We start from the raw sequence: 21,553 nt of genomic DNA, 5'->3' as shown, positions 1-21,553 counted from the left end.
AGTATTACAGCTATTTGTTGAGTGTTTGTTGTTACACAAAATTAGTCATTGATTGTTATGATTTTGAATAAATTGGCTGGGCGTATTGTTAGTTGTTCTTTTAAACACCGACGAAAAATTTTTATGCTCAGTAAAGGCAAGTCTTTGAGATACTTTTGAAGGTTTTAGTCCCATTCTTAACAAATACTTCGCCTGTCCCATTCTGTATATCGCTAAATATTGACGGGGGCTAAGAGCGGTATGTTCTTGGCACCAACGCCTTAAGGTAGCTGAGTTAACAGCAAAAGCTTGGGCAATATCTCTTATCTGAACATCGGTTTGAATCAACGCAGGCCGGACATGTTTACCTTCTATAAGTGAATCAATCACCTGGTCTAGTTGTTGCGTGAACTGCTTAGCAGTAAAACGTTTGGGTTTTGCCATGATACAAATTCTGATATCTGATAAATGAACAGTGGCTTTATTCTGCTAATTCCCTGATAAAAAACTATCCACGAAAATCTCGCTAATTTTTCCAAAAAATAAATTATTTTTTTAATGCGCGATTCAGGGAAGGAGTTTGTAAGGTGCAAGTGTTTATATACCTAGCAATTTTAGCTAGTGTAAATTCTTAGTAACCGATTATTCGAGTGATTAAAAAATCACGCTTATATTTGTGCGCTTGAATAAAATGGAATGAACTAAACATGAACCTCGCCCAACGTTGTTTTCTTTTATCCCTTGTCAGTCTGCTTTTATCTAGTTGCGGAGGGGGAGTCAGCGGAACCAGTGAAACGCCGAAGACACCTGTTAACCCAGAGCCAAGCACTACCTACTTTAGTGTTTCAACTCAAGTTTCTAGTGGCGGCAGTATTTCACCTACTTCGATTGAAGTTGAGAAAGATAAAACAACGTCATTTACCATCTCGCCAGATGATAACTATGTTGTCGATAGTGTTATAGGTTGTAATGGTTCATTAAGTGGCACTACTTATACAACAGGCGCATTATCGTCAGCGTGTTCAATTACGGCTAATTTTGTGTATGTTAATCAGGCGCCGATAGTGAATGCGGGTGATGATCAAAGCGTCGATGAACAAACAGCTGTGACATTGTCTGGCTCGGCTACTGATAGCGATGGCTCTATTGTTAGCTATCAGTGGAGTCAAACTAGCGGCACTAACGTCGTCTTAAATAATACTGAAAATCCTATTGCTACTTTTACAGCCCCCGCCTTGACCGAAGCGACGATCCTCAATTTTGAATTAACAATAACCGATAACGCAGGGGCAAAGGTTACTGATAGCGTGACGGTGACGGTAACGCCGGTTATAGGCGGAGTTGCTCAATTGGGTTTGATTTCTGGGGGCTCTGTTAGACTGCTTGATGCAGAAAGCTTCGAATTAATAGCTGAAACAACGACGTCATCTAACCTAGATAACTACGGGTATTTTAGTTTTAGTGGCTTATCTATAGATGACAATGATTTTTACGTGTTGGAGGTGAGTAACGGTGTTGATACCGACCCTGACGACGACGGCGTTATTGTTGAAGACGAAAAGGTTAATAACCAAGGAAGTTTTTATACCATTTTGACCGGTGAGCAGCTAAAACTTGATGTTAGCCGAGTTACCCTGCTTACAGAAATGCTCTATACAATAGCGTTTGACGACAGCTTAAATAGTGATTTTTCTAACTTATCTAGCCGATTAAACGAGCTATCTGAAACATGGCTAAGTGACTTAAATCAAGATGGCAGTGTTGACTATATTGATGCCTTAGCCTTTAACCCATTGCAGGATCAAAACAGGATCACATTAAATTATCAACAGCTTTTAGACTCGTATGTAACCGCGATTTATGAAAACAAACCGAAATCTGAACGCCTTAAGCGGCTTAACTTTGTTTTTGACAATGAAATAGTTGTTAATGGAGGTAATTACCAGATTATTCCTTTTGAATTAGAGGTAAGTACCAATCAACTACCTTCTGGTATCACTACTGAGTGGTTTATCGATGGAGAAGCAAGCGACTTATCCCAAGGCCTGCAGATACAAAAAAGTGGCATTAATGAACTAACCGCAAAGCTATTTTATCAAGGTGAGATTGTTGGTGAAATAAAAGACAAACTTTATGCAGTTGAAACTCAGTTAGCGATAGAACAAGAAACGAGTCAAGATGTGGATACTGTGATCGATTTGTCGCCAGTATTTAATAGCGGTAGTGTAGTCATTCCGTCTGGAGCGACAACGGGCAATCTCAAGGTACAGGTAAATAAGGTTGAGTCAGGAATAGTCCCCGTTGAACAGGTTGCTGTTAGCATGCCTTTAGTTTTGGGACCCGCAGGTACAGTTTTTAACAAGCCTGTTACCATATCAATGCCTTATCAAAGCGATAATTCAGTCGAAAAATTAAGAATAGCTCGCTACTCCGCAGATGGAGAGAAAGATTACCTTCTACCGATCTACATAGACACCAATAAATCACTGGTTTATTTTGAAACAGATCATTTTACTACCTTTGTCGTTGAAAAATACGATGATTGTTACCGACAATCCTGTAAAAAATTAGCGTTACATCTTCAAAAAATAAAAGAGCTAATGGCGAATCATTATAAGGGGGATGCAGGCGTTTCAATGTGGGATGATGAACGTTGGGAAAGAGTGTTAAATCAAAAATTGTATTCACAGTCAGAAAACACTATTTATGATCATTTTCTTGGGATTAATCAAACAATAACACTGTCTCAAGTGCTCGCAGGCACATTCATAGATGCGGAACACCCAAATGGCATCAACAATGATGCAAAATATCTTACCGCCTACAACTATCTATATCCAAATGATCAGGTTATAAAACAAGCTCAAGAGCGCTGGAATGATGTTAAAAAGGGTTTGAACGCCATAAAATTTATCCCAGGAGCGGCTTTGGGAACAGCTGCAAAATTAGTAAGCGGAAAATTTCTTGCTGCAGCCCTAACAGCCATAGGTTTGCCAACTAGCAAGTCGGAAGTCATCGAATATGGAGTAGGCAAGCTTTTGCCAGTCTATAACCCAGTAGAAATAGGTGATGCGCTAGTAAAAGCGGCAAACGATATTGCCTTAAATAAACAAATGGAACTTTACTTTTCTCTAAGGGAAGGTTTGGGTATTGCTGACGGGCAAAGGGCGGAATACAGTCACTTTGAGAATGCTGGCTATATATCTGACGATGGTTGGCTATCATCGTCGTACAGCTCGATACCTGATATCAATGCCAAAGATTTTTTCAATAATATTGAAGACATGTATCAATATAGCAATCGCTACAAAAAAGCCCATCAAGAAGCCAAAAACTACACTCCATACAATCAGTATTGTACAGAACAGGATTGTGCAGAAATTGAAAACCTAACACCAGAAGCTGCGTTTGCTGCAATGGTGATAACAGCGTACGAGCAAGACGAGCTTGATGAAAACCCCTACTTTTTTGTTGAATCTTATCAAATTAATGACAGAGAGCTTAATGTAGGGAAAATTGATGATCGTTTTGACCCTCCCATTTTGATCGAAGGGGCTTCGGGGGAAAAGCTGACATTAAATTTAAATTTCGAAGTGGTTGGTAATGAGGAATTTCTTAGCCAATTTGCTCCTAGCTTCAGCATATCTAGCCATGATTATAGTATTTGGGATTTACAAAGCGATGATTTACATGGCTTGGAATATCAAGTACTCAATGTAATTAATAATGGTGGTGGTAAGGCCACTATAGAGTTCGAATTAACTCTGCCTCCTAAACTTGGTAGCTTCCAATATTACAGTGTCTTTAATTATGAAGGTAAGCTGTCTACCGCAATGACGGTGAATGTTCAGTCACCCGAAACAAATTATTATCCGCCCTTGGCACCTAATGAACTAGTGATCGAACCTGGTGATGGCTATGTTGGCCTACAATGGGATTGTCTGCAAGAAGACGTGCTAGCCTATACTATTTACTATAGAACCACAGGTTTCTCTAACAGAACTAACGTTAATGCGTTGAGTAATGAGTGCGGCGCAAAGCAAAAAGTTATTCTCGGTCTGAGTAATGGTACAGAGTATTACTTTAGTGTTTCCGCAACTAATGCAAAAGGTGAAGGTGATCCATCAGTAGAGATTACAGCAACCCCCCAGCCTAACCCTCCCAAAGGCCTAAGTGCAACGGTCGGTGACGGTGAAGTCCTTTTAAGTTGGAATGCTCTGCCAAATGCTACGAGCTATAACCTATATTACGCAAAGGAAAGTTTCGGTCTAGTTACTACCCTTGAATACGCAACTAAAATTCAATCTATCAGCGAAACATCCTATACCATTAATAATTTAACCAACGGTTATCGTTACTATTTTGTTGTGTCCGCAAACAACACTATGGCAGAGAGCGCTATAGGTGATGAAGTAAGCATTGTACCAAAACCAGATGGAGTAAAACCACAAAAGCCGTCAGGACTGACGGCAACAATGGGAATAACAGATGCTATAATTCAGTGGGATGAAGACTCTAATGCAAGTGGTTATTCGCTTTTTTATTCAACACAGAGTTTTGGTGATGATCCCACGTCCACGATTAATTCAGCAACTGGCCTTACTTTAGGTAGTGTTTCACAGACCACGATAACTGAGCTTAATCCAGATGGGACGATGGATTATATAGCAAGCTCAAATAATATTTCACAGGTCACGGTAACTCAGCTTAACCCAGGTACTCAGTATTATTTTGCTCTTGGGGCTTCTAACCGTGTCGGGAGTAGTACTTTTTCTAATGAAATTGCTGGCACTACAGTAACTGAGCTTGCGATACCAGCCACCCTTACAGGCATATCTGTTGTTCCAGGAGAAAGTTTTATTAATTTAAGCTGGGATGCAGCTCCTAGTGCTACCAGTTATACACTTTACTACAGCACTACCGGTGGTTTGTTGGATAACGTTGTAACAGTAACTAATATAACAGCCACAAACTATCAGATGACTAACTTAGACAGTGACACAACCTATTATATGTCGCTTACAGCAAGTAATGCTGTCGGAGAAAGTACAGGCAGTTACGAGGTTTCAACAACCATCAAAGAAGCTGAAAATGCGCAAGTAACATTTTCATCTTTGTATCCACTAAATGCTGTGGCGAGCACCTCTTCAGTTTTGTTCACAATTACAGGAGAAAACCTACCTTCAACTTTAGTTGCAGCTCTAGAGGACAGTGATAGCTGTTCAGATGTTGATTGGGTTAATAACACCACGGCCACCATTACTTGCGGTATCCCTGATACAAATAAACAGCAGCTAGTTTTTTCTATAAAAAATAAGCCAGAAGTAGAAGGCGGCAGTGTTATTTCTGGTGCAGAGTCGTTAATGATCAATGTATCAGCCAATAATGGCAACAGCTTCATTCAACCATGCAGAGATTGCGGTTATTCCGGAGCCTTTGATAGAGATTGGCATGGCGATAATACAACCCACTTAGCCAAAGACTACCCAGCTTTTGTTGGCGATAATGTGCTAGCAATGGCCAGAGGGCAAGTGGTTAAAGTGCTAACAAACGCAGCCGGTTTTGGTGGTGCAACGCCATCGTTACCAGGTGGGGCTATTGTTGTGATGCATACCAAGGCTAATGGCGATAATTTTCACGCACTTTATGGCCATGTTAACGCAACGGACGGTCTAGCAGCAGAAGACATCGTTTTGGCCGGAGAGATACTTGGTACTGTAGGGCATTATTTCGTAGGCACTGAAAATGGCCAAGAAGATTGGCCGCATTTACATTTTGGTATTTGGGATGCTGAATCAGACTTCCCAACAGTTAACTTAGGATATGGTACAGACAGAAGTTTTGTTAATCCTGTGCCTTTTTTGATCAATAACCAACCAGAGATGCTAACCGAGCTTTATAGTGTTTCGCCAACAAGTGCGATTGCTGGAAAAAGCACTAGCTTTACCGTTTCTGGTTCAAGTATTCCAAACAGTATCGCAATGTCGCTGGCGGGCTCACAAATGTGCTCTAGTGTTTATGATGTGACGACAACTGGTGCAACAGTTGATTGCACGCCAAACACCACTGGTTTACAACACTTCTATGTGAAAAATAAGTCGGGCGGCGTGTTTTTACGAGGGAGTGAAAACATGCAAATTGATGTTCAAGTAGTGCCACAAAATAATGTGGTACTAGGTATTACGTTTGCTGACCAACACTTTGCTACTTGTGTACAAGAGCATGTTAACGCGCAAGCTAGCGCAACACTTGCTGATTTAACGTCACTAATTTGTAGTAACCGCAACATTACAGATGTGGGTGAACTAAGTTATATGACGGGATTGACTGACCTTGATTTGAGCAACAACCCAATCGTTGAAGTCAATTTAGATGCAAACCAATCACTAGGCGCGGCTAATTTACTCAAGACTAACTTGTCACAAGCCAGCTTAGAATATTTAGATACAGTAACTTGGATTACCAACTTAAGTTATTTTAAAAGTCCCCATACTGACAACAAAGATGCATTTATAACAACTTGGTTTATTCAAGCAGGACAAACGATTACGCTATCGACAAATAGCAACTATCTATACAACTACAGCGTAGATTGGGGAGATGGTAACTATAATAGCAACCAATCCGCAAACACGAGCCATAGTTACGAACAATCAGGGGTTATATCACTAAAACTGACAGGAGAATTCCCTCAATTTCAGTACTTATGTGGTAATGAAGAAACCCAAAATGCTTTATTAAGTATTGACCAATGGGGAAATAATAAATGGAAGAGTTTAGAAAACTTATTCTCATTTTGTAAGAATTTAGTGCTCGAAGCAACTGATACACCAATATTAAGTGATGTTAGTAATATGACTTACATGTTTTCAAATGCGGAAAGTTTTAATGGTGATTTATCTAATTGGGACGTAAGTAATATAACAAATATGTATGGCATGTTTGAACGAGCTACAAGTTTTAATGGTGATATATCACAATGGGATGTAAGCAATGTTACTGATATGGGCAGTATGTTTCATTTCGCAAGCGCTTTTAATGGTGACTTATCTAATTGGAATGTTAGTAATGTTGAAAGAATGATTACCATGTTTGCTAGGGCATATAGTTTTAGTGGCGACTTATCTAACTGGGATGTCAGTAATGTTTGGGACATGCGTTATATGTTTCATGACGCACAAAATTTTAATAGTGACTTATCAAGGTGGGATGTAAGTAATGTTATTTATATATCTAAGATGTTTCTTTCAGCAATAAACTTTAATAGCGAACTATCAAATTGGAACGTGTCAAAGGTAGTAGATATGCAGCAAATGTTTCACGGCGTATCAAAATTTGATAGCGACTTATCCAACTGGAATGTTAGCAATGTAACCAACATGAGCAAAATGTTCTATGGTGCTTCAAGTTTCAATAGTGATCTTTCTGGCTGGGACATTAGTAACGTAACCGATGTAAGCGATATGTTTCATCGTGCTTCTAGCTTTAATAGTGACTTAGTAAATTGGGACGTAAGCAACATAACAAATATGTATTCGATGTTTTATGCGGCTTCCAGCTTTAGCGGTGACATATCGTTATGGGACGTAGGTAATGTGAAAGACATGAGCTTTATGTTTTCTCTTGCATCAGTTTTTAATTCAAATATTTCTAATTGGGACACAAGCCAAGTAACGAAAATGTTTGGAATGTTTGCTGGTGCATCTAACTTCAATGGCGATATTTCCAATTGGGACGTTAGTAACATTACGACTATGCAAGGTATGTTTAGCAATGCTAGTAACTTCAAAGCTAATATTTCAAGATGGGACGTTTCTAAGGTCGCTAATATGTCCCAGATGTTCTATGAAGCTGCTGAATTCGATATTGATATATCTCAATGGGATGTTAGTAATGTTGTTGACCATTCTGACTTTTCATTAAGAGCAGGCGCACTAATAGAACCTATTTGGCCTTAAACGTTACTATGTAAAATATCAAATAAAATGGATTGAATGAAAGACCAACAGCCTTTGCAGCATCAGGTAAACGTTATCGAGATTTGCGGTTTAAATCAATGTCGATTAGTGTCAAATTTTGACTGATTGAAATGCCGCTAGATTTAGCGGCATTTTTTTGGACGTTGATAAAAATTGTTAGTCTTTTTTATCAAAACCAAACGCCAGCGGCAGTAATTCGGTAAATTTAACCGTTTTGATGTCGCCACTTTTAGTTGCCATATGCACCTCTGTTTCCGCGTTAGCGAATTCCGCTATTTTTTGACGACAACCACCGCAAGGAGGGCAGAAGTTATTGTTGGGACTGACGATTAAGATTTGTTTAATCTGTTTACTACCAGCAGCAATCATAGCTGAAATAGCACCTGCTTCGGCGCATTGACCTAGTGGGTAGGCGGCATTTTCAACATTACAACAAGCATGGTGCTGAGCGTTTTCATCAAGAATGGCTGCGCCCACATGAAAATTTGAATAAGGTGCATGGGCATTTTTTTGTGCTTTTGTGGCCAGCGCCAAAAGCATTTTGTGTTCGGCTGTTAGGTTAAGTGTCATAAAAATCAGACTTCAAATTTAACTCGGCCGCGTAGTTTGCTTTATTTTGGGCGCCAGATTCAAGTTTAATTCACATTTTACTAGCACTGATGCTAGGGCAACTTTACTTTCAGGGGGAAATAAGCGACTCTACGGCACATAACTTCTCGTGTTTCTTTTGACTATATTAAAGGGTTGTAGTGAAACCTAGAGTCAAAGTTAGAGTCATAGACATAATCTATTTTCAGGTAAAACTTCTCTACTTATATGCATAAACATCTCAGCATCATCATTTTACTTAGCGCATTTTTATCGGGTTGTGCCAACAACAGTGGCTCAACCCAGGGCAATCAACAAATGGGGAATTTGTTATTAGCCGAACCCGCGCCTATGAATCAGCGTTCACAATTAGCCATTGCTCGTTACAGCCATATTTTAGCTAACACCGATCTAGAAGATGAACAAAGAGCACAACTGTTGCATCAGCGTGGCACTTTATACGACAGTGTGGGTTTGTCTGGATTAGCACAGTACGATTTTAATTTGGCGATCCAATTAAAACCTGATTTAGCTGAGGCTTATAATTCTATGGGGGTACATTACACCCAGCAAATGGATTTTATCCAAGCTTACGAAGCCTTTGATGCCAGCTTAGACATTAACCCCGATATGGAATTTGCTTTTTTAAACCGAGGCATTGCTTTGTATTATGGTGGTCGTCCCGATTTGGCAGTGCGTGATTTTGACACTTTTTATAACCGTAATGCGTCAGATCCTTATCGCGCCCTATGGAGTTATCTGGCTTCCAGCGAAATAGATAAACCTCAGGCGATGATCGAGCTAGCGAAACTGCGAAAAAATTTAGATGAAAGCAACTGGGCAACGCAGTTGGTGGATTTATATCTTGAAAAAACCACTGAAAGTGAATTATTAGGCGCCTTGATCCGAGGTGTTACCAGCCAACAACAATTGACCGATAGATTATGTGAAGCCTACTTCTATTTAGGTAAGTACCATTCTGCCCGAGGCAACAGAGGCATTGCGTCAAACTACTTTAAGCTTGCTTTGAGTACTAATGTATTTGAGTATGTTGAACACCGCTACGCTCGCTTAGAACTTAACTTATTGCGTGATGAGGCTAATAAAAACCTCACAGATGAGCTACAAACCCAATAAAGATGACACTGTTTACCAAATGGGGAATAGCCTTAGCTTGTGTGCTGATCCCTGCTTGGTTGATGGTTGCGCACTTCACTAAGGATCCTGGCGCTACGCCTGAAGATCTACCTTTTTCAAATCAAGTCTCAAATCAACTGCCAATTAAAGTTGCTGAACAACAACTTGCCCATGGTATAGCTCTGTGGCGCAATAAAAAGTATCACCAAGCAGAGCAGGAATTTTCAACCCTGGCGGCAGAAAACCTGAATGAAGAACTACAATCTTTAATTCGCTTGTATCAGTATCACGCCACTGCCTTCAATAAAAATCATAACGCTGACTTTATGCCGCAGCTGTCTTCTTTACCTAATAACTGTAAACAAAAAATATTGTTTGTGACGCCAGATATAGAATCACTACCACAGGCTGAATATTTTAGAGCGCGTTTTGCACAAGACCCACGGCTGAGCTCCTTAGCTATTTGTATCTATGATGTAACTTGGTTTGACCCAGTTGATCTTAGCTGCAAGGAAAATTGGCAACAAAGTGGTCGCTTAGGCTGCCAACTAACCTCACTAGCCGAAAAACTAAAAAACCTACCTTTTACCCATTTAGTGATGTTTGCCAACAAAGGCAAAGCCAATGTTCACAACGGTATTATGTTTCTCGATCGCAAGGACACCTACGACGTGTTTATTCACGAATTAGCCCACTTTTCAGGCTTTATAGATGAATACCCACTTACTAAGGAACTCGCGAAACGTGTATGTGCAGGCGTCGATGCGCCCAATATGGTGTTTAAGCAAGCAGAACAATCGAAAGTGGATAGACATTATTGGCAGTCAATAGGTCTGCAAAATAGCACTGACTTATATGCCGCTCGAACCTGCAATAACCATACTTCCCAAGCGTATAAAGCATCAAAACAACTCACCTTTATGGAATATCACGATACTGCCTTTATTCCAGCTAGTTATTTAAGCGCTTGGCAAAAACAGCTGCAAACAACACCCAATCAACCATCGGCGCATATCAATTTTGCGCAGTTGTATGAACAGTCCAATAACCTATCAGAAAGTCAATTTTGGCGAGCTAAGTATCAACAGTACATAACAACCTCTGCAAATCGAGTCAGTAATCTTTAACCTGAACTTGGTTAAAGAGGTGCAACTTCCCCTAAAGTAACTTTAATAAAAGTAATATGTTAGATCCTTTCATTTGATTTGTTAGGTCATTTAACACATCTAGTGCTGATGTTGTTGTGCTTATAAAGACGTTTTTCGAAGGAGTATGCCGATTTTGGGTGCGCATTCGACGAAGATGAGTAAAGTGATGGCTGCGTTGTATGGTCTGACTTAACCAAAATACAGGTTAACTCGCTAATATGTCATTTGAAAAACAAAATGGTATACTACTCGAACCATTTTTATTCCCCGTTAGTATTACATACAGACTATGTCGCAGCTATTTCCCGTAAAAACCATTGAGTACTCTTTTCCAGCCAAGCCCGTTGCGTTAAGTAACGCGCAACAGCAACAATATGTGCGGCAAATCAAAACACTGCTTAAACAAAAAAATGCCGTGTTAGTAGCCCACTATTACACTGATCCTGAAATCCAAGCCTTAGCCGAAGAAACTGGTGGTTGTATTTCAGACTCACTCGAAATGGCTCGTTTTGGTCGCGACTGTGAGGCCGACACTTTGATTGTGGCGGGTGTCAAATTTATGGGGGAAACCGCTAAAATTCTCAGCCCAGAAAAAACCGTATTAATGCCTACCTTAGAAGCTACCTGTTCATTGGATATTGGTTGTCCTGAAGATCAATTTTCAGCTTTTTGTGATGCTCACCCTGATCACACAGTAGTAGTGTATGCCAATACTTCTGCGGCAGTAAAAGCTCGTGCTGATTGGGTGGTAACCTCAAGTATTGCCGTAGAAATTGTGGAACATTTAGACTCACTAGGTGAAAAAATCATCTGGGCTCCCGATCGCCATTTAGGTGCCTATATTGCCAAACAGACTGGCGCTGATATGTTGATGTGGCAAGGTGAATGTATTGTACACGACGAGTTTTCAGCGAAAGCCTTGTTAGATATGAAACGCCTCTATCCTGACGCTGCGGTTTTAGTACATCCAGAATCGCCCGCTAGTGTGGTTGCTTTGGCTGATGCCGTTGGCTCAACCACTCAGTTGATCAACGCAGCCAAAATTTTACCCAATAGCCATTTTATCGTGGCCACAGACCGCGGTATTTTTTACAAAATGCAGCAAGCTGCACCGGGTAAAATATTGTTAGAAGCCCCTACTGGTGGCAACGGCGCAACCTGTAAAAGCTGCGCCCACTGCCCATGGATGGCTATGAATGGCTTACAAGCGATTCAACAATCACTTACAGATTCCAGCGGTCACGAAATTTTTGTGGACGAAGCCTTGCGGCAACGAGCATTAATACCCTTAAATCGCATGCTCGATTTTTCAGCCGAATTAAAAATGAAAGTGACGGGTAACGCTTAGTTCGATTGTTTTGGGTTATTCAACAAGATAAAAGCCAGCTTAGCTGGCTTTTTCATTTATAGCCCTCATACCACTGTAGTACTTTAATATTAGGAGTGAGTGTAATGCCAGATTTAAGCCGTTACAAAGGCATAGTGTTTGATATGGACGGAACCCTGATTGATTCAATGGGCGCACACGGCCTAGCTTGGCAACAAACTTGCGAAAAATATGCTTATCCTTTTGATGGGGAATACATACATGACCTTGGCGGCGTGCCCACCAGAGAAATTGTAAAACTACTCAATGAAAAATATGGTCTAAGCCATGATCTAGATGAAGTCACAGAAACAAAACGTTTAGCCTTTCTCGCCCTTAACGATAACCCAAATATTATTGAGGATACTTTCGAAGTGATGCAAGCGTACCAGGGCAAACTTAAAATGGGCGTAGGCACGGGTTCAGAGCGTAATAACGCCATTCGAATGCTCACAAATACCGGCTTGCTAGAGCATCTTGAAACCGTTGTTACCGCATCAGATGTAACTCACGGTAAACCCCACGGTGAAACCTTTAAAACAGCCGCCACAAATATGGGCTTACAAGCAAATGAATGCGTGGTCTTTGAAGACACTGAAATAGGCCGTCTAGCAGCCAAAAACGCCGGAATGGACTGCATCATGGTCATCAACGGTAAGATAGTTTTGCCACAATAGTCAGGTTAAATGTTACACGTTTAGTGTTTTTTGTATGTTATTAATGGGAATTTGAGTAATAAATCACCGCATCACCTCTTTGGATGCAGTTATTACTTGCGCAGCCAAGCGCTTTTCCCTAACATACGCGCCTCTTTTGTAGGAGTAGCTTTAACTTCTCCTACAAAAAGCAGAATTTGGAGAGCTGGCTGAGTGGCTTAAGGCGCACGCCTGGAAAGTGTGTTTAGGGTTAAACCTAACGAGAGTTCGAATCTCTCGCTCTCCGCCAAATACAAAAGAACCCGCATCAAGCGGGTTTTTTTGTATTTGATGGTTTGAGACGGGATGAGTATCCACACGGTTCACCTGCTTCAAGGCCATAGCATTTTTATATCTAGTGGCAAACCTAATTAGGTTCTATCAGTTGATAGGCTACTTTTAAATCCTTAAGCAAGGCGGTATTAGAGGACAAAAATTGGTTCAACTGTTTAATGATAATAGGGTGCTTTCGGGTCGATAAGTGAAACGTCACAGGGTCCGAAGGCAGACTCATATCATGAATAAGGACACCTTTTAGACCTTGTTGGTGCAACAAATAATTCGCCACATTGTATTCCACATCAGCGCCATCTACTCTCTCCATGAGTACCAACTTCAGTGCAGTAAGCGCATCTGGTACTTCCAACAATTGGATGCGGTTCTTTGCTACTAATTCAGCATACATGACAGAAGTAAAACCATGAGGAACGGCCACTGTTTCAAAATCGGTTAGGCCTTTGCTCTTGCGGGTGGCAAGCACCATAGTATTACCGTAGGAAGTGATAAAACTGTCGCTAAATATTTTACCGGTTTGGTCTCGCTCTTTACTCTGCCAGCTCGGGTTATCCGGGTAAGAGAAGTCAATTCGGCCTTCCAGTGACTCCCGATGTAAGCGTTTTATTGGAAAGGCTTTGTACTCAAAGCTGTGTCCTGAATCTTTGGCAAAAGCGTGCATTACCGCCCAAACATAACCTTTATCGGTTTGATTGCTGACAAATTTATAGTGGGGGTAATAGTTGATATTTTCGCTACCAACTACAAAGTGACCAGCCCGAGCCAAGGGAATAAAGGCAAGTAACATCAGCAATCCTAGGATCACACTTCTACTTCCCATGCAGGTCGTTTTTTTAAAAGCCGTTGATTTACTCAGTGCTTTCACTATAACTCATCTGTTGGTGCTAATTAAATTATCCTAACAGGGGTAACAGACGAAGAAAACTTATATTGATTAAGAGGGTGACATAAAGGGACGAAGTACTAAATGTCAGGAATATTTAGCCCCCCTGGCGTTTGCACATGGACCACCGAGTAGCAACTTGTCGAGAACAAATTCATTTGCTTCAAAAACGGGTTTTACTAACAGCAACATCAGTTGTAGTTATATGAGCAAAAGGATTTACATTGTCTGTTTTTAGTACTGCCTTGGCATTACCATTTCTTTCAAACCAAACTTAAATGCTATTATCTTTGTTACGCCTGATAAGGATTAAAAAGGAATGACGTTGTGAAAGAACAAGAAAAAATCGCTCTTTTTATTGACGCTGACAATGCACCCGCTGCAAAAATAGGAACTATTCTGTCGGAGCTAGCACGTTACGGTGTGGTAAACATCCGTAAAGCTTATGGCAATTGGAAAAGCCCCAACATAAAACCTTGGGAAGACGTGTTACATGAATACGCTATTCAACCCATCCAACAGTTCGATTTAACCAAAGGTAAAAATGCCACTGACATAGCGCTAGTGATTGACGCTATGGATATTCTCTACACTAAAAATGTAGATTCAATATGCTTAGTGTCTTCTGACTGTGATTTTACACCTTTAGTAACCAGAGCCTTAGCCGATGGCAAATTTGTCATAGGTTTTGGTGAACGCAAAGCTCCGTCTGCCTTTGTGAATAGTTGCTCCAAGTTCCTCTATCTTGATGAAGAACAGCCCGATGAAAAACCTGTTTTGCACCAGAAGCCAAATATCAAAAGTGATTCAAAATTAATAAATATGTTGCGCCAGGCTATTGAAGCATCAGAAGACGATTGTGGTTGGGCTAATTTAGGCACTATTGGTCAGCATATTTCCAATCATGCATCGTTTGATCAACGGAACTATGGCTTTAAGAAGTTAAGCGATTTGTTTGCGGCCATAGATCTATTTGAAATTAAGACGAAAAATGGCAGCGGTACTTATATTCGAGATAAACGTAAGGCTAAATGAGTTTAGTCATACCCAATAGTTTAGTCCGCTAAAGTTTTAAATAGCGGACTAAAAAATGCAGCAACCCACTTGTTTTACATTTTATTACCTTAGGTGTCGTTGCAATTTTAATGATTGGTTCTATAAATCGTTCTACATTAAAACCTAAGCCGATGCGGCCTTATGTTTGTTATGCACAAACACCAACAATCCCAAGCCTACCAACACCACAACTGCCCCAATAGGGCGTCCTAAATCAGCAGGTAAATTAAAGCCAATAGCAGCGGTCATAATGTAGGATACAGTGACACCTGTGGTCAGCACCGCAGGGATACTGGCAACCCAATGAAAAGTGCCACGGTCGAATAAATACTTAGTGGCAAGCCATAAAACACTGGTCGATAACAGCATGTTAGAAAACGCGAAATATCGCCAAATCACAGTAAAATCAAGTTTGGTCATGAAATAGGCTATGGTTAAAATAGGCACCGCAAGTAACAAGCGATTACGAATGCTTTGGGGAATGCTAAATGCGTCGACAATAGTCAAACGTAGTGAGCGAAACGCAGTATCACCAGATGTAATCGGAAATACTGCCACAGCAACAATCGCCATAATACCGCCGAACACGCCCAAGTAGCTGTTTGCAATATGATTAACAACCAAACCTGGACCACCCGTGTCCAACATCGCTTTAAGGCCTGCGTATCCCTCAGGAAAAGCTGCAATACCGGCTAATGCCCAAACACAAGCAACCACACCTTCACAAACCATAGCACCGTAATAAACCGGGCGAACGTATTTTTCGTTGGTCAAGCAGCGGGCAATAATAGGTGCCTGGGTGGAATGAAAACCACTAATAGCACCACAAGTAATAGTAATAAACAATAACGGCCAAGTCGGTAATCCATCGGGATTAGGCGCTAAAAAATCGTGGGCATGGTCGGCTTCAAAATAGGCAAAAAAATCACCTGCTATGGGTAGATGCGGCGCATCAATTAATAACGCTATGGCGATCATTGATGTCATCACTATCATCAGCAAGCCAAAAATAGGGTAAAACCTAGTGATGATTTTATCGATAGGTAACAAGGTAGCTAAAAAGTAGTAACCCAAGATCACCAGCACCCAAAAGGTATTGTTTGCCAAAAAGGTATCTTGAAATGCATCTAGATTACTTAATAAACCTGCTGGACTCATGATAAAAACCACGCCAACAAAAAACAGCAACATAGCGGTAAAGAGCAGCATCACACCTTTAAATACAATGTTGTAATAATGCCCTGCTATTTCAGGCAAACTTTTACCGTCTTCTTTAATGCTCATCACACCTGAGAAATAATCGTGAACAGCACCGCCAAGTACATTACCTAACACTATCCAAACCAATGCAACTGGCCCGTAGAGCGCGCCGAGTATCGGGCCAAAAATGGGTCCTACACCGGCAATATTTAGAAATTGAATTAAAAAAGCACGAACAGGATGAATAGGTACGTAGTCTACACCCTCGCTAAAACGACTTTGTGGGGTAGCAATAGTGGGGTCGATCCCAGCTTGTTTTTCAACAAATGGGCTATAAAACTTATAACCAAGGATCAATATGGTGATACAGATAAAAAAGATGAGCATTGCTTAGTATATCTCTCGTTATAGGACGCGTGATAAGCGTAAAAGTTACACTCACCCATTCATTCACGGCTTAGCTTAATGACTTAAAAGAAGGTCAAAATCAGGGCAGAATAATAACAAAATTGAACTCAACAAAATATCAATAAAAACAACGATTAAAATTAGCTAACAAAAGAATTTGAACCACTGAGAACACAGAGGTCACAGAGGTAAAGCAAAGAAAGTTTATGTGTAAGAAGTAGAGCTTAATCGTCAATGGTAGTTAATCTTAACAATCATTTTGTTTTTCTTTGTGTAGCGAAGCGCTCTGTGAACTCAGTGGTGAATTGTTTTTTATTTGGGATCTTGGACAAATCTGCAGTTCTGACCCCAGATACTCCGATGGGAGTTCATGTGGTTGTGTATTCAAACCACAGATATTGGTAATTCAGATACTGCCCATCCGATTACGGTCACGGCTCCTGCGTACATTAAAATACCTGCATAATTTGCCATAACCGCAAGTAGAATAAATGGCAGTACTAAACTCCATGCAAGCAGTTTTCTGCCATAAGAGGATAAAACAAATTTGTTGTTAGTCGTGTTGTCTGTTTTATTAGAAAGCTGCTTACGCCTAGGATCAGTATGAGCCAATAGAAAAACTATGACTAAACTAAAAACAATAAAAGGCAGAGTCATAATAAGGTGGTTCATTTGGCTGTCTCCTGGGCAGCAAAGGATGTGCTTGTTTGTTTGGTATTTTGTCCATCAAATTGCATTGATTTATACAAAGCGAAAAAGCACCAGGCAGAGCAGATCAACAAGGTTATTTCAATAAACATCACCGCCACCATATTATGTTGTAATGCCTGTAACCAGCCGGTGCCAGAAGTGCTAAATCGCAGCATAGGTAATATCAGGCAAAATAGTCCATTAGCTGCTAGTAATATCTTTTTTAATAGCTGAATATTTTTAATTGATAAACTTAATATGCTGATTAAGGCGGCTGGAATTACAAAGGATAATTGGGTCCAAACACTTTGGTTTGTTGCCATCGAGCCGCTAATAAAAAAGCCCACAGCACTGGCTAAAGAACAAAGGGGGAGACCAAAAAATCCCCATACACACATGCGGCTAAACCACTGCCAACTGCTTTGATTTTTTTGGTTTCGGTGGGCATAAAGTTGCAATCCGGTGATAGTGACATAGCAGGCGGCTACCCCTAAACTTATCCAAATGATTTTTGACCATAAACCTGCAAAAGTGCCGAAATGAATGGGATAAATCAGCGACAATATACTACTTCCCAACGACGGCACACTGCCTACTATTGGTTTATATTCAACAAAATCGCCATTTGTGCCATCGTAAACTAATTGTTCGTATCCAACCTTGCCTTCATTTGGCATAAAAAAGGTCAGTACACTGGCAGACTCGGTGCCTATATGTGAAATGGATAAAAATGAGGGCACGGCCGATTGTCGTTGAACTGCATCTTGTACCATGGCATTTAAATTCGCTGATGCCATTGGTGCTTCGCTTTTATCTTGTTGCTCACCGACCATGGCGTACATTAATGCTTCTTGGTCGCCACCAAATGCCACAATACCCATTGCCGGTATACCAAATGCAGTAGAAAAACTAAAAAAGCTGCCAGTAAATGCCAGTAAAATAGCAAAGGGAATACTCCAGGTGCCAGCTACTGTGTGAGAGTCTCGTTTCAGCGACTGTCCATCACGCTGTTTACGAATAGAAAACATATCGCTAAATAGATGACGATGCATCATAAACCCAGATACCGAAGCAATCAGCATGGCTAGCCCCAATATCCCTGTAAGGATTAGTCCCCAAGGGGAAGGGATGTGCAGCTCAGTATGAATAGATACCAAAAAACGGCTTAGGGCATAGGTATCATCCTGAGCGTATAAGTCGCTGCCAAAACCGGTTTTTTCAGTGACAATTTCGCCTTGTGAGTTTAAAGCGTATTGCACCCCGTATTCGTCCATATCTCCAGAAGGGTTTTGTTTATGAGTGTGAAAATAATAGATAATTTGTTGACGATCATTTTCATAAACAGAAATTTCATCTAGGTATTCTTTAGGGGTTTGTGCTGACAAACGTTTAACCGTTTTGTCTATGTCACTAGAAAGCATTAAGTGTTGCGGATAATTACTGTTTGACCACTCGCCTATTTCTTCGGCCACCACTGCTACTGTGCCGGTGAATATCACAGCGTAAAGTAACATACCCAAAACTATGCCAGACCAAGAATGTAGGCTAAGTAAAGCTTTAGCTTTCGAACGAAGGGTAGGGGTTTGTTCATTCATAAAGATTAACCTAAAAATTTAAAAGTAAGGATGGCACTATTGACAACAAATAACGCCACAAGTAACCATTGGGCTTTGTGCATATTTGTTGCTAGGTAAGTGTAAAAAAATAAAACCGCCCAAATTAACGGAAACATAAACAGTGGCATCATTATGTTATTTACATTGCCTACACCCGGTGGAAACCAAACCGCCATCGCCAGCATAACAAGTAGCGATACCAGCAAGGTTGCTGGCCCACTTAGCCAAAAGCGTTTGTTTTTAAGAAATAAGAACGATGTTTTACTCATTGATTGCTTCCGATTTTGGTATCTAAACTAGCCTTAGAATGGCGGTGTTATGCCAGAGTATGAGAGACCTATTTAGATAATAAATCTCTCTTCAGGCTGATGTTTAAAAGTCCCAACGTACCGTTAGGTTATAGTCAGTAGGCGACCCATTAAACGCTTGCTCAGTTCGCACAGAGCTGAGGTATTTTTCACCTGTAATATTCTCTAGGTTCAGACTGAGGGATAGGTTGTCGTCAAAACTGTACTGAATATATCCACCGATTAGCCCGTAGCTATCTTGGGTGATACGTCCATAACCGGTTTCGTAATACATGTCACTTTGCCACTGAACAGACATACCTGCATGCAGCTTTTCGTTCCATACAGGAGAATAATCAGCCAGTAACTTTAAGGTTTTGCGAGGAATAAAGGTACGGGCCTCGTCGCCATTCTCATCATCCATGGTTAAAGCGGTAAAACCACCTTGTATAGACCATTCTTCTGAGACCTTGCCGGATACTTCTAATTCAAAACCGTTGGAATCAACCGTTACGCCACGATATATAGAGAAATCAAAGTCATCGGTATAGTCTTCGTCGTCAATGCCGTCGCCATCACCGTATTTGATAAATTCATAGAGGTTTTCTTGTTCGGTTCTAAATACCGCAAAACTAACTAACAAGTTATCATCGAAGCGTTTTTTGACACCCATTTCATAACCACGACCTTCGGCTGAACCTAAGGGTTGCAGGTCTTCGTTAAGGTAATATTGAGGTTGATAAATGTCGCTGTAGCTAGCGTAAATATTCAGGCCTTCTGTTGCTTCCCAAGTAAAGCCAATGTATGGGCTAGCGCCATTTTCTGAGGTTGAAGTGGATACATCCCATGATTCCCCTTCGTTATCATAATCAACAAAACTTGCGCCTAACACTAAGTCTAAGTTGTCTGTCACGGCTAGTTGCATCGAACCATAAAAACGATTCAAAGTGACGTCTGTGTAACCCTCTTTTTTGGGAGCTGCCCAACTAGGCCTTGCCACCTCGGTTCCTGTCCAGCCTGGTAATGCAGGCATTACATCAAATCCACTCAATGCAGCAGAATCAAGATCCAGGGTTTCAGAATCAGCCAGGCTCACCCCTAGATTGAACGAATGTTCTAATCCCCATGCTTGAAATGTACCTTGTAAGCTATTGTCCCAAATGAGTATGTCGTCTTCGGCATAATATTTACCTGGGTAACCTAACATGCCTAAACCTGTATCTTGCTCAAACCCAGTTTGTGTATAGGTATAAAATAGCTCCGAATCGTCTTCGTAGTCTGTGTAGGTGAGCTTACTGGTGAAGTTGAGGTTATCGTTGATGTACCAACTTAATTCCGCAAAAGCAGTTTGATTAAGGGTATCCCAATAAGTCCAATCCATAGCGGTAGAACTAGAATCAGCAAAATCGGTTTGTGTTCCATTTGAATAAATCAATGGCACAGCGCCCCAAGTCACGCCGTCACTCTTATTGTTTTGATAGGTGTAACCAAAAGAGAGGGTAACATCATCATTTATCTGACCATCAACCACACCGTAAAATACTGTGCGGTTATTTTCGTAAAGGTCTAGCCAGCTATTTTTATCTTGGTGCACAACCACTGCGCGGGCAGCCCAACTTCCAGATTCAGTTAAAGGAGTAGACACATCCACCACAGCACGTTTGTTTGACCAACGGCCTAAACTTACCTCTACGCTTGCTTGCTGATCATTACTAGGGCGCTTTCTGACGAAGTTAACTGTGCCAGATGGGTTACCTAACCCAGTGATTAGCCCGTTAGAGCCGCGAATAAACTCAATTTTTTCATAAATAGCGGTATCAAGATCGCCTACAAATATATCGCCAAAAGGCACACCTGACCCATCTACATGCATACTGGTTATATCAAAACCACGGGCATTGTAATAAGTCCGATCAGTTTCGGTTTGGTCAATATTGATACCTGTTATCTTTTTAAACAGGCTATTAACGTCACTGAGGTTGTATTTATTAATGGTATCGCTTTCGATGATTGACAAAGATTGAGGGGTATCGAAGCTATCAAGCCCCAGTCCGGTAGCGCCTGAACTAATGCGTTGCACACGGCTTTCAACAATACGAATAACTTCAATATCAGTTTCGTTAGTGGTATTTGTTTCTTCGTTGGTTAACTCTGCTGCTTGTGCATGCATGCTCAAAGCCAACATCAAAGGTGATAATGCAAAAGTATGACTTTTATTCATGGCGCT

14 protein-coding genes and 1 tRNA gene are annotated in these 21,553 nt (G+C 40.8%); 7 read left to right on the top strand and 8 right to left on the bottom strand.

Annotated features, from left to right (window positions below; translation table 11 throughout):
* Positions 1-45: 45 nt before the first annotated feature.
* The gene (locus GARC_RS16975) at positions 46-423 is read right to left on the bottom strand and encodes a helix-turn-helix transcriptional regulator (protein WP_007622426.1); all 378 of its coding nucleotides are present in this window, start codon (positions 421-423) and stop codon (positions 46-48) included.
* Between the two features lie 263 nt (positions 424-686).
* Between GARC_RS16975 and GARC_RS16970 the strand changes: the two genes are divergently transcribed.
* A complete protein-coding gene (locus GARC_RS16970; RefSeq protein WP_007622425.1) occupies positions 687-7,937 on the top strand; it encodes a BspA family leucine-rich repeat surface protein in 7,251 nt (2,416 codons plus the stop codon).
* A 177-nt stretch (positions 7,938-8,114) separates the two neighbouring features.
* Here GARC_RS16970 and cdd read toward each other — a convergent pair whose 3' ends face one another.
* The gene (gene cdd / locus GARC_RS16965) at positions 8,115-8,528 is read right to left on the bottom strand and encodes a cytidine deaminase (protein WP_007622423.1); all 414 of its coding nucleotides are present in this window, start codon (positions 8,526-8,528) and stop codon (positions 8,115-8,117) included.
* Between the two features lie 246 nt (positions 8,529-8,774).
* Between cdd and nlpI the strand changes: the two genes are divergently transcribed.
* The 5 genes from nlpI (at position 8,775) to GARC_RS16940 (ending at position 13,142) form a co-directional block, all read left to right on the top strand.
* Entirely contained in the window at positions 8,775-9,683 is a 909-nt protein-coding gene (nlpI, locus tag GARC_RS16960) for a lipoprotein NlpI (RefSeq protein ID WP_007622421.1), read from the top strand.
* Positions 9,684-9,685: 2 nt separating this feature from the next.
* Positions 9,686-10,810, top strand: coding sequence for a hypothetical protein (locus GARC_RS16955; protein ID WP_007622419.1), 1,125 nt, complete (start codon positions 9,686-9,688; stop codon positions 10,808-10,810).
* Between the two features lie 310 nt (positions 10,811-11,120).
* A complete protein-coding gene (gene nadA / locus GARC_RS16950; RefSeq protein WP_007622416.1) occupies positions 11,121-12,179 on the top strand; it encodes a quinolinate synthase NadA in 1,059 nt (352 codons plus the stop codon).
* Positions 12,180-12,283: 104 nt separating this feature from the next.
* Entirely contained in the window at positions 12,284-12,874 is a 591-nt protein-coding gene (locus GARC_RS16945) for a beta-phosphoglucomutase family hydrolase (protein WP_007622413.1), read from the top strand.
* A 178-nt stretch (positions 12,875-13,052) separates the two neighbouring features.
* A tRNA-Ser gene (locus GARC_RS16940) sits at positions 13,053-13,142 on the top strand.
* A 117-nt stretch (positions 13,143-13,259) separates the two neighbouring features.
* On the opposite strand, the gene GARC_RS16935 is transcribed toward GARC_RS16940, so the two are convergent.
* Complete coding sequence (locus tag GARC_RS16935) at positions 13,260-14,051, bottom strand: substrate-binding periplasmic protein (RefSeq protein WP_081587574.1); 792 nt, start codon at positions 14,049-14,051, stop codon at positions 13,260-13,262.
* 345 nt (positions 14,052-14,396) lie between these two features.
* Between GARC_RS16935 and GARC_RS16930 the strand changes: the two genes are divergently transcribed.
* Entirely contained in the window at positions 14,397-15,104 is a 708-nt protein-coding gene (locus GARC_RS16930; RefSeq protein ID WP_007622410.1) for an NYN domain-containing protein, read from the top strand.
* Between the two features lie 144 nt (positions 15,105-15,248).
* On the opposite strand, the gene GARC_RS16925 is transcribed toward GARC_RS16930, so the two are convergent.
* The 5 genes from GARC_RS16925 to GARC_RS16905 all read right to left on the bottom strand — a co-directional run bounded on the left by GARC_RS16925 (position 15,249) and on the right by GARC_RS16905 (position 21,547).
* Positions 15,249-16,712, bottom strand: coding sequence for a carbon starvation CstA family protein (locus GARC_RS16925; RefSeq protein WP_007622409.1), 1,464 nt, complete (start codon positions 16,710-16,712; stop codon positions 15,249-15,251).
* A 405-nt stretch (positions 16,713-17,117) separates the two neighbouring features.
* Positions 17,118-17,405: a hypothetical protein gene (locus GARC_RS16920; protein ID WP_007622408.1), complete on the bottom strand. Its 288-nt coding sequence runs from the start codon at positions 17,403-17,405 to the stop codon at positions 17,118-17,120.
* The gene (locus tag GARC_RS16915; protein WP_007622407.1) at positions 17,402-19,018 is read right to left on the bottom strand and encodes a PepSY-associated TM helix domain-containing protein; all 1,617 of its coding nucleotides are present in this window, start codon (positions 19,016-19,018) and stop codon (positions 17,402-17,404) included. Before GARC_RS16915 ends, GARC_RS16920 begins: the two co-directional genes overlap by 4 nt.
* A 5-nt stretch (positions 19,019-19,023) precedes the next feature.
* A complete protein-coding gene (locus GARC_RS16910; protein ID WP_007622403.1) occupies positions 19,024-19,308 on the bottom strand; it encodes a hypothetical protein in 285 nt (94 codons plus the stop codon).
* Between the two features lie 103 nt (positions 19,309-19,411).
* Entirely contained in the window at positions 19,412-21,547 is a 2,136-nt protein-coding gene (locus GARC_RS16905; protein ID WP_007622401.1) for a TonB-dependent siderophore receptor, read from the bottom strand.
* Positions 21,548-21,553 lie beyond the last annotated feature (6 nt).

It is taken from the genome of Paraglaciecola arctica BSs20135, assembly GCF_000314995.1.
In the GTDB taxonomy this organism is placed as follows: domain Bacteria; phylum Pseudomonadota; class Gammaproteobacteria; order Enterobacterales; family Alteromonadaceae; genus Paraglaciecola; species Paraglaciecola arctica.
This window is presented reverse-complemented; position numbering and strand designations above follow the sequence as displayed.

Bases quoted from the DNA above. Each gene is read 5' to 3' on its own strand.
- nadA (WP_007622416.1), top strand. From the start codon at position 11,121: ATGTCGCAGCTATTTCCCGTAAAAACCATTGAGTACTCTTTTCCAGCC.
- GARC_RS16970 (WP_007622425.1), top strand. From the start codon at position 687: ATGAACCTCGCCCAACGTTGTTTTCTTTTATCCCTTGTCAGTCTGCTT.
- GARC_RS16905 (WP_007622401.1), bottom strand. From the start codon at position 21,547: ATGAATAAAAGTCATACTTTTGCATTATCACCTTTGATGTTGGCTTTG.
- nlpI (WP_007622421.1), top strand. From the start codon at position 8,775: ATGCATAAACATCTCAGCATCATCATTTTACTTAGCGCATTTTTATCG.
- GARC_RS16915 (WP_007622407.1), bottom strand. From the start codon at position 19,018: ATGAATGAACAAACCCCTACCCTTCGTTCGAAAGCTAAAGCTTTACTT.
- cdd (WP_007622423.1), bottom strand. From the start codon at position 8,528: ATGACACTTAACCTAACAGCCGAACACAAAATGCTTTTGGCGCTGGCC.
- GARC_RS16910 (WP_007622403.1), bottom strand. From the start codon at position 19,308: ATGAGTAAAACATCGTTCTTATTTCTTAAAAACAAACGCTTTTGGCTA.
- GARC_RS16925 (WP_007622409.1), bottom strand. From the start codon at position 16,712: ATGCTCATCTTTTTTATCTGTATCACCATATTGATCCTTGGTTATAAG.
- GARC_RS16920 (WP_007622408.1), bottom strand. From the start codon at position 17,405: ATGAACCACCTTATTATGACTCTGCCTTTTATTGTTTTTAGTTTAGTC.
- GARC_RS16975 (WP_007622426.1), bottom strand. From the start codon at position 423: ATGGCAAAACCCAAACGTTTTACTGCTAAGCAGTTCACGCAACAACTA.
- GARC_RS16945 (WP_007622413.1), top strand. From the start codon at position 12,284: ATGCCAGATTTAAGCCGTTACAAAGGCATAGTGTTTGATATGGACGGA.
- GARC_RS16955 (WP_007622419.1), top strand. From the start codon at position 9,686: ATGACACTGTTTACCAAATGGGGAATAGCCTTAGCTTGTGTGCTGATC.